The sequence below is a fragment of the Enterobacter mori LMG 25706 genome (assembly GCF_000211415.1).
GTDB classification, from domain to species: domain Bacteria; phylum Pseudomonadota; class Gammaproteobacteria; order Enterobacterales; family Enterobacteriaceae; genus Enterobacter; species Enterobacter mori.
Genome location: NZ_GL890780.1, coordinates 384,909 through 393,577, shown reverse-complemented (window position 1 = coordinate 393,577; position 8,669 = coordinate 384,909). Strand labels below are relative to the sequence as shown.

The 8,669-nt window shown below is 59.9% G+C and carries 7 protein-coding genes; 5 read left to right on the top strand and 2 right to left on the bottom strand.

The window, feature by feature from the left end; translation table 11 throughout:
* The 4 genes from ENTMO_RS26745 to ENTMO_RS0120040 form a co-directional block, all read left to right on the top strand.
* A partial coding sequence (locus ENTMO_RS26745; protein WP_010435402.1) for an SDR family oxidoreductase occupies positions 1-142 on the top strand: 142 nt, incomplete at its 5' end.
* Positions 143-151: 9 nt separating this feature from the next.
* Positions 152-922 (top strand): aspartate dehydrogenase, encoded by a 771-nt coding sequence (locus tag ENTMO_RS0120050; protein ID WP_010435400.1) that lies wholly within the window; start codon positions 152-154, stop codon positions 920-922.
* Positions 923-931: 9 nt separating this feature from the next.
* Entirely contained in the window at positions 932-2,401 is a 1,470-nt protein-coding gene (locus tag ENTMO_RS0120045) for an aldehyde dehydrogenase (protein ID WP_010435395.1), read from the top strand.
* A 13-nt stretch (positions 2,402-2,414) separates the two neighbouring features.
* Entirely contained in the window at positions 2,415-4,055 is a 1,641-nt protein-coding gene (locus ENTMO_RS0120040; protein WP_010435393.1) for a thiamine pyrophosphate-binding protein, read from the top strand.
* An 87-nt stretch (positions 4,056-4,142) separates the two neighbouring features.
* On the opposite strand, the gene ENTMO_RS0120035 is transcribed toward ENTMO_RS0120040, so the two are convergent.
* Complete coding sequence (locus tag ENTMO_RS0120035) at positions 4,143-5,411, bottom strand: OprD family outer membrane porin (protein WP_010435391.1); 1,269 nt, start codon at positions 5,409-5,411, stop codon at positions 4,143-4,145.
* Between the two features lie 210 nt (positions 5,412-5,621).
* Complete coding sequence (gene loiP, locus ENTMO_RS0120030) at positions 5,622-6,380, bottom strand: metalloprotease LoiP (RefSeq protein ID WP_010435388.1); 759 nt, start codon at positions 6,378-6,380, stop codon at positions 5,622-5,624.
* A gap of 272 nt (positions 6,381-6,652) precedes the next feature.
* Here loiP and tkt point away from each other — a divergent pair, with 272 nt between their 5' ends.
* Positions 6,653-8,644 carry a transketolase gene (tkt, locus tag ENTMO_RS0120025; RefSeq protein ID WP_010435385.1) on the top strand — a complete coding sequence of 664 codons (1,992 nt, stop codon included), beginning with the start codon at positions 6,653-6,655 and terminating at the stop codon, positions 8,642-8,644.
* Positions 8,645-8,669 lie beyond the last annotated feature (25 nt).

Below are 8,669 nucleotides of genomic sequence, written 5' to 3'. Positions count from 1 at the left end.
GCGCAAGCGCGGCATTCCGATGGCGCGCCTCGGCAAGCCGCAGGAGCCCGCGCAGGCGCTACTGTTTCTCGCCTCGCCGTTGGCCTCGTTTACCACAGGCGCCGCGCTGGACGTTTCCGGCGGCTTCTGCCGCCACCTGTAAGGACGCATCATGAAAAAGGTAATGTTAATTGGATTCGGTGCCATGGCGCAGGCGGTGATTGAACGCCTGCCTAAGGGTGTCGCTATCGGCTGGATCGTGGCGCGCGAGTCTCACCACGCGGCAATCCGCGCGCAGCTTGGCGAGGATGTGGTGGTGCTGGCCTCCCCGATGGAGTGCGCGCATACGCCCGATCTGGTGCTGGAGTGCGCCAGCCAGCAGGCGGTGGCGCAGTATGGCGAAGCGATTTTAAGACGCGGCTGGCATCTGGCGGTGATCTCCACCGGTGCGCTGGCGGACAGCGCGCTGGAGCAGCGGCTGCTTGCGGCGGGAGGCAAACTGACGCTGCTCTCCGGTGCGGTTGCCGGTATCGACGGGCTGGCGGCGGCAAAAGAGGGCGGGCTTGAACGCGTGACCTACCGGTCGCGCAAAAGCCCGGCCAGCTGGCGCGGCAGCTACGCCGAGCAGCTTGTCGATCTCAGTTCTGTTTCTGAAGCAAAGGTCTTCTTCGAGGGCAGCGCCCGCGAGGCGGCGCGTTTGTTTCCTGCCAACGCTAACGTGGCGGCAACCGTGGCGCTCGGCGGTATGGGAATGGATGAGACCCGCGTGCAGCTGATGGTCGACCCGTTAACGAAACGCAATACCCACACGCTGCACGTGGAAGGATTGTTCGGCGAGTTCCATCTTGAGCTGAGCGGACTGCCGCTGGCTTCTAATCCTAAAACCTCCACCCTGGCGGCACTGAGCGCGGTGCGCGCCTGCCGTGAACTGGCCCTGAGCTGAGGAGTGACGATGGACGATCTGAAGATTTTTATCGGCGGCCAGTGGCGACACGGCAGCGGCAGCCCGATGCAGAGCCACTTCCCGGCTGACGGGTCAATTAACGCTACGCTGAACGCGGCAAGTCTCGACGATCTGCAGGAGGCGATTGAGGCCGGAGAGCGCGCCTGGCGCGATCCGGCGTGGCGCGGCTGCCTGCCGCACGTCCGGGCGAAGATCCTGCATAAGGTTGCCGATCTGATTGAGTCCCGCGTGGATGAACTGGCGCAGATACAGAGTCGCGATAACGGCAAACCGCTGGCGGAAGCGCGCGGGCTGGTGATGAGCGCGGCGGGAACGGCGCGCTACTTTGCCGCCGCCTGCGAGCTGCTGGAGGGTGAGCTCCCAACGCCGCGCCAGCCCGATTTGCTGACGCTGAGCCGCTACGAGCCGCTCGGCGTGGTGGCCGCCATCACGCCGTGGAACTCGCCGATTGCCAGCGAGATGCAGAAAGTCGCGCCGGCCATTGCCGCGGGTAACGCGGTGATCCTGAAGCCTGCCGAAGCGACGCCGCTGATGGCGCTGGAGTTGGCGCGCATCTTTGAGCAGGCCGGGCTGCCCGCCGGGCTGCTGAGCGTCCTGCCGGGCAAAGGCTCGGTGATTGGCGATGCGCTGGCGCGCCATCCTCGCGTGCGGAAAATTTCCTTTACTGGCGGCACCACCACGGGCCGTCATCTGGCGCACGTGGCGGCGGAAAAGCTGATCCCGGCCTCGCTGGAGCTGGGCGGAAAATCCCCGACCATCGTGCTGGAAGATGCAGACCTCGAGCAGGCCGCGCGCGGGATCTGCTACGGCATTTTCAGCTCGGCGGGGCAGGCGTGCATTGCCGGATCGCGGCTGTTCATTCACGAGAGCATTTACGCGCCGCTGATGGCGCGGCTGCTGGAGTTAACTCGCGGGCTGCGCGTCGGGCACCCGTTTACCGACGGCGTCCACGTGGGGCCGCTGATCAACGACGGGCATCGTCAGAGCGTGCAGGCGTACGTTGAGCTGGCGAAGCGCGAGGGGGGCCGCGTACTGTGCGGCGGGGAGATCCCTGCCGATCCCAATCTTTGTAACGGCAGCTTTTTCCAGCCCACGATTATCGAGGGGCTGAGCAACAGCGCCCGCGCGTGTCAGGAGGAGATCTTCGGCCCGGTGCTGGTGGCGATGCCGTTTCGCGATGAAACGGCGCTTATTCGCGAAGCGAACGACTCGGTTTATGGCCTGGCAGCGGGGATCTGGACGCGCGATACCGGGCGTGCCCTGCGGTTAAGCGACCAGCTGGAAGCGGGAACCGTGTGGATCAACACCTACAAGGTTTTTGCCATTTCGACCCCATTCGGGGGCTTTAAAGAGAGCGGTCTGGGCCGCGAAAAGGGTATTCAGGGGCTAAAAGCCTGGATGCAGCAAAAGAGCATTTATCTGGCGACGGGTAACGGCGTCAACCACTGGTGCGACTGAGAAAGGGTGAGCAATGAGCGAAATGATAACCGTCGGCGACGCCATCGCCAGAACGCTGGAGCAGTATCAGGTTGATGCCATTTACGGCGTCATCTCCATTCACAACCTGCCGATTGCTGACGCGGTGGGGCAGCGGGGCAACATCCGCTTCGTGCCCGCGCGCGGCGAGGCGGGCTCCGTCACTATGGCCGATGCCCACGGGCGCTTTTCCGGCCTCGGCGTGGCGCTGACCAGCACCGGCGCAGGCGCGGGTAACGCCGTAGGTGCGCTGGTGGAAGCCATGAACGCCTGCACGCCGCTGCTGCATTTAACCGGGCAGGTAGAGAAAGCCTGGCTGGATGCCGACACCGGGTTTATCCACGAAACCCGCGACCAGTTGACCTTCCTGAAGGCCAGCTCAAAGCGGGCGTACCGCATCAGCAACGCTAACCAGGCGATGGCCATTCTGCATAAAGCCATTCAGGAGGCACAGACGCCGCCGTGCGGGCCGGTCTCTGTGGAAATCCCGATTGATATTCAGAGTGCAAAAATTCCGCTGTCGCTGGTGACGAAACCGGTGAAACCGGCTTCGGTTCAAGCCGTCGATCCCATGACGGTTGATGCGCTGTGGACGCAGCTTAAGCTGGCAAAACAGCCGCTGTTGTGGCTGGGCGGCGGGGCGCTGGGAAGCGCTGAGGCGGTGAAAAAGCTGGCGGATGCGGGCATCACCGTGATTTCCAGCACCCACGCGCGCGGCGTGCTGCCGGACGGCCATCGCGCCAGCCTGCGGGCGTTTCACAACTCGCCGTCGGTGGAGGCGCTTATCGCGCAGTGCGATTTTACGCTGGTCGCCGGTTCACGCCTGCGCAGCAACGAAACCCGTTCCTGGACGCTTGAGCTGCCGCATCCGCGCGTGCAGATTGATATCGACCCGGCGGCGGCAAGCCGTAACTATCTGATGGACAACACGCTGGTAGCCGACTGTTCCGCGTTGCTTGGCGCGCTTGCAGACAAAATTCAGGGCCGCGAGTGGGGCAACGCACCGTGGGATACGCAGGTGCAGCAGGCGGTTGAGCAAGCCGAACAGGGGCTGCGCGAGCAGTGCGGCGCCTACGCGAAGCTCAACGACGCCATCGAGAAAGCGCTGCCGAAAGATGGCCTGCTGGTGCGTGATATCACCGTGTCTGGCAGCCTGTGGGGCAGCCGTCTGTTTCGCGCCAACGGACCTCTGATGAACATTCACTCTTTGGCCGGGGCGATTGGCATGGGGCTGCCGATGGCGATCGGCACCGCGATTGCTAACCCGCAGCGCAAGGTGGTGGGGCTGGTGGGCGACGGCGGCCTGAGCCTGAATTTAGGCGAGCTGGCGACGCTGGCGCAGGAGAAAGCCAACGTGACGCTGCTGATCATGAACGATGGCGGCTACGGCGTGATGCGCGGCATACAGGATAAGTATTTCGGCGGGCGGCAGTATTACAACGAGCTGCATACCCCGGACTTCACCCTGCTGGCACAGGCAATTGGCCTGCAGGCGTGGAGCGTTGAGCGGGCAGAGGATTTTGATGCGGTGATGACGGAGGCGCTGGCGATGCCGGGGCCGTCGGTGGTGGAAGTGCGAATGGGGCAGATTGGCGCCCTGAAGTTTGCCGGGCCGCCGCAGAAGACGCTTTACTAGCTGTTTCCCCTCACCCCAACCCTCTCCCACAGGAAGAGGGAGAAAACGGTAGGCCGGGTAAGGCGAAGCCGCCACCCGTCTTTTTCATCAGAACACGTTAAACGGGTATTCCACGTAAGCGCGGATCTCATCCCCGCCCACGTTATAGTCGCTGGCGTTGCTGGAGACGCGCAGTACGGAGTAGCGCAGGCGCAGCGTCAGGTCTTTTGCCGGGCCATCCTGTACCTTGTACTGGATCTGGTTAAACCACTCGTGCTCTTTGCCGTTGCTGGTTTCAGACGTTTTGATGTTGTCGCCGCGCACGTAGGCGGTGGTCCAGCTCAGGCCCGGCAGGCCGAGACCGGCGAAGTCCAGACCGTACGGGGCCTGCCACGAGCGTTCGTCTTCACCGTTGAAATCAGACCAGTAGGAGTTCGCCAGCCAGATGGTGTTGCCGCCGTCCCCCACGCCGCCCTGGTCGCGATAGCCGCCGTAGTTGTAGCCGGTGCTGCCGCTGCTCTGCTGGTACGCCACCTTGAAGGTATGAATATCCCAGATGTAGCTCGCCGCCAGGCTCCAGATGGTGTTGCTGCGGCCCGTGTCGAGGCTGTCCGCGTAGCGCTGATCCAGCCGCGAATTGTAGCCGTTGAAATCAAGCACCAGCTGCTGTCCGGTGCTGAACGGCTGTTTGAAGTTCATGCCCAGATACTGCTTATTCATTACCTCTTCATTATGAGAGGCGTACAGCGCGCCGCTGAACTGGTCGTTGAACTGGTAGCTTGCGCCGCCGAAGGTCAGGCTCTTCAGCCCGCTGTCGTGGCGGTCATCGCTTTTACGCTGCTCGTCGGTGAAGTAACCGGCGTTCACTTCCAGACCGTCGATCTCTTTCGAAGTCAGCAGGGTGCCGGTGTAGCTTTCAAACAGCAGGCGGGAGCTGTCGGATGTAATGATTGGCAGCTCAGGACGCTGGTTCCCGTAGCTCAGCACGGTATTGGAGATGCGCATTTTGGCCGTCGCGCCAAACTTTGCCAGATCGGATTTTGCCCGGCCGTCGTCTTCCTGCTTAAAGAAGTCGATGCCGCCCGCGCCGCTCTTGCCGCGGCCACCGTCCAGACGCACGCCATACTGGGCGATACCGTCTACGCCGAAGCCCACCAGCCCTTCGGTATAGCCGGATGCAAAGGTGGCAATGATGCCCTGGCCCCATTCGGCTTTATCCTGCTGACCCTGATGGTAATCGCGGCTGATATAGGCATTACGTAAAAACAGATCCAGATGGCTGTCGTCAATAAAACCCTGGCTGTCGGATTGCTGGCTTGCTGCGGCAGGTAATGCGGCGAATAAACTTAACGCAACTAATGATAATTCTTTTTTCACGGAGGGAACGTCTCTGTCTGGATATATTAATTTGAATGATTGCGTGGTTGATAATTACCGGAAATATTAACGATTGCAATAAATATGTGACCAGACGTTTCAGGGTCTAAATGCAGATGTGGCGGGGCTTGCTGGCGAGTTACCGATACGTGCTTTTAAATTGGCAATTCATGCGAAATAAAAGGGAGGCAAATATGCCTCCCGGTAAAATTATTTAATTCCGTCTGCGGCCATACGGTCGCGAATATGTTGTGCACGTTCTTCCGAGGCCGGGTGATCGTCAAACATCGAGCTTTGGCGACCCGCCTCCAGCTTGGCCAGTTTTTCGAAGCTGGTGGCTAAACCTGATGGATTAATCCCGCGTTTGCGCAACAGATCGTAGGAGTAGTCGTCCGCTTCGGACTCCTGACGCTGGGAGAACTGGGAGTTAACCAGCTTTTCACCGACGTCGCCAAGCTGTGACTGCGACAGGCTGCCAACGATACCGCCCGCTGAGGCCGCCGCCGCACGAACGGCATTGGTACCTAACGCAACCTGCATCCCTTTCTTCACGTGGCCGAGCGCAACGTGGCCCATTTCGTGGCCGATAACCGCTTCCACTTCGTTGTCGGTCATCATGTCCATCAGCCCGCTGTAGACGCGAATACAACCGTTCGCCATGGCGAAGGCGTTCACGTCTTTCGCCATGTAAACCTTGTAGTTCACCGGCTGGCCGTTGATGTTGTCGCCCAGCGCGGATGCAATCTTATTCAGACGCTGCGTGTAGGTACTGTTAGCCGGGGCAAGCGTGGCTTTTCCATCCATATCTTTACACGCCTGATCGCTCAGCGCTTTTACCTGCGCGTCGCTCAGGGAATAGGCCTGAAAGGCTTCTGCGCCTGAGGTCATCAGACCGTTAGAATCCATATTCTGACAGCCGCTCAGCAGGAGCGTCGTACCCAGGGCCAGCACTATTGCACGCATTTTCATGAGATTGCTTCCGTACTCGTTAATCTGAATAAAATCCGAAAAGTGCACCGTCAGCGAAGCCGGTGTCGGGCTAAGTATAAGGAATATCGACAGGGGCGGGCGAGGAGATTGCGCAACATGCGAGCATGATCCAGAGATTTCTTAACGAGCAAAAGAATGCTCCATGTACATGACTTGCGGCTTGGGTTACATTGTTGGCACTTTTTTCCGGCGTAGCCCAAAACGCGCTGTCGTCAAGGGCATGGCCTTTAACAGTCCGATCTGGAGTTAAAATGTCCTCACGTAAAGAGCTTGCTAATGCTATTCGTGCGCTGAGCATGGATGCAGTACAGAAAGCCAAATCTGGCCACCCAGGGGCCCCTATGGGTATGGCTGATATCGCCGAAGTCCTGTGGCGTGACTTCCTGAACCACAACCCGCAGAACCCGTCATGGGCTGACCGCGACCGCTTCGTGCTGTCCAACGGCCACGGCTCTATGCTGATCTATAGCCTGCTGCACCTCACCGGCTACGATCTGCCAATCGAAGAGCTGAAAAACTTCCGCCAGCTGCACTCCAAAACGCCAGGTCACCCGGAAGTGGGTTACACCGCGGGCGTAGAAACCACCACCGGTCCGCTGGGTCAGGGTATTGCTAACGCAGTCGGTATGGCGATTGCTGAGAAGACGCTGGCGGCGCAGTTCAACCGTCCTGGTCACGACATCGTTGACCACTTCACCTACGCGTTCATGGGCGACGGCTGCATGATGGAAGGCATTTCTCACGAAGTGTGCTCCCTGGCAGGTACCCTGAAGCTGGGCAAACTGGTTGCGTTCTATGACGACAACGGTATCTCCATCGACGGTCACGTTGAAGGCTGGTTCACTGACGACACCGCAGCACGCTTCGAAGCCTACGGCTGGCACGTTGTGCGTGGCGTTGATGGCCACGATGCTGACTCGATTAAACGTGCAGTAGAAGAAGCGCGCGCTGTGACGGACAAACCGTCCCTGCTGATGTGCAAAACCATCATTGGCTTCGGTTCGCCGAACAAAGCGGGTACTCACGACTCCCACGGTGCACCGCTGGGCGACGCGGAAATCGCACTGACCCGTGAAGCACTGGGCTGGAAACACCCTGCATTCGAAATCCCATCTGAGATCTACGCTCAGTGGGATGCAAAAGAAGTGGGCCAGGCGAAAGAAGCGGCCTGGAACGAGAAGTTCGCTGCCTATGCGAAGGCCTTCCCTCAGGAAGCAGCTGAGTTCACCCGTCGCATGAAAGGCGACATGCCGTCTGACTTCGACGCGAAAGCGAACGAGTTCATTGCTAAGCTGCAGGCGAACCCGTCTAAAATCGCCAGCCGTAAAGCGTCTCAGAATGCGATTGAAGCGTTCGGACCTCTGCTGCCAGAATTCCTCGGTGGCTCCGCTGACCTCGCGCCTTCTAACCTGACTATCTGGTCCGGTTCTAAAGCGATCAACGAAGACACTGCCGGTAACTACATCCATTACGGTGTACGTGAATTCGGTATGACCGCGATCGCCAACGGTATCTCCCTGCACGGCGGTTTCCTGCCGTACACCTCTACCTTCCTGATGTTCGTTGAATATGCACGTAACGCCGTGCGTATGGCTGCGCTGATGAAACAGCGTCAGGTGATGGTCTACACCCACGACTCCATCGGTCTGGGCGAAGATGGTCCAACTCACCAGCCGGTAGAGCAGGTGGCTTCCCTGCGCGTGACCCCGAACATGAGCACATGGCGTCCATGTGACCAGGTTGAATCCGCGGTGGCATGGAAATACGGCGTTGAGCGTCAGGACGGTCCAACCGCGCTGATCCTCTCCCGTCAGAACCTGGCACAGCAGGAGCGTACGCCTGAGCAGCTGGCGAACATCGCTCGCGGTGGTTACGTGCTGAAAGATTGCGCGGGCCAGCCAGAGCTGATCTTCATCGCCACCGGTTCTGAAGTTGAACTGGCTGTTGCAGCCTGGGAAAAACTGACTGCCGAGGGCGTGAAAGCGCGCGTGGTTTCCATGCCGTCTACCGATGCGTTCGACAAGCAGGATGCTGCATACCGTGAATCCGTGCTGCCTAAAGCGGTTTCCGCTCGCGTGGCAGTGGAAGCGGGTATCGCTGACTACTGGTTCAAATACGTTGGCCTGAACGGCGCTATCGTCGGTATGACCACCTTCGGTGAATCTGCTCCGGCAGAGCTGCTGTTCGAAGAGTTCGGCTTCACCGTTGAGAACGTTGTCGCTAAGGCGAAAGAACTGCTGTAATTGTTTGTATGGTGCGGGCTGATGC

Excerpts from the sequence above, each read along its gene's own strand:
- loiP (WP_010435388.1), bottom strand. The coding sequence starts at position 6,380 with ATGAAAATGCGTGCAATAGTGCTGGCCCTGGGTACGACGCTCCTGCTG.
- ENTMO_RS0120050 (WP_010435400.1), top strand. The coding sequence starts at position 152 with ATGAAAAAGGTAATGTTAATTGGATTCGGTGCCATGGCGCAGGCGGTG.
- tkt (WP_010435385.1), top strand. The coding sequence starts at position 6,653 with ATGTCCTCACGTAAAGAGCTTGCTAATGCTATTCGTGCGCTGAGCATG.
- ENTMO_RS0120040 (WP_010435393.1), top strand. The coding sequence starts at position 2,415 with ATGAGCGAAATGATAACCGTCGGCGACGCCATCGCCAGAACGCTGGAG.
- ENTMO_RS0120045 (WP_010435395.1), top strand. The coding sequence starts at position 932 with ATGGACGATCTGAAGATTTTTATCGGCGGCCAGTGGCGACACGGCAGC.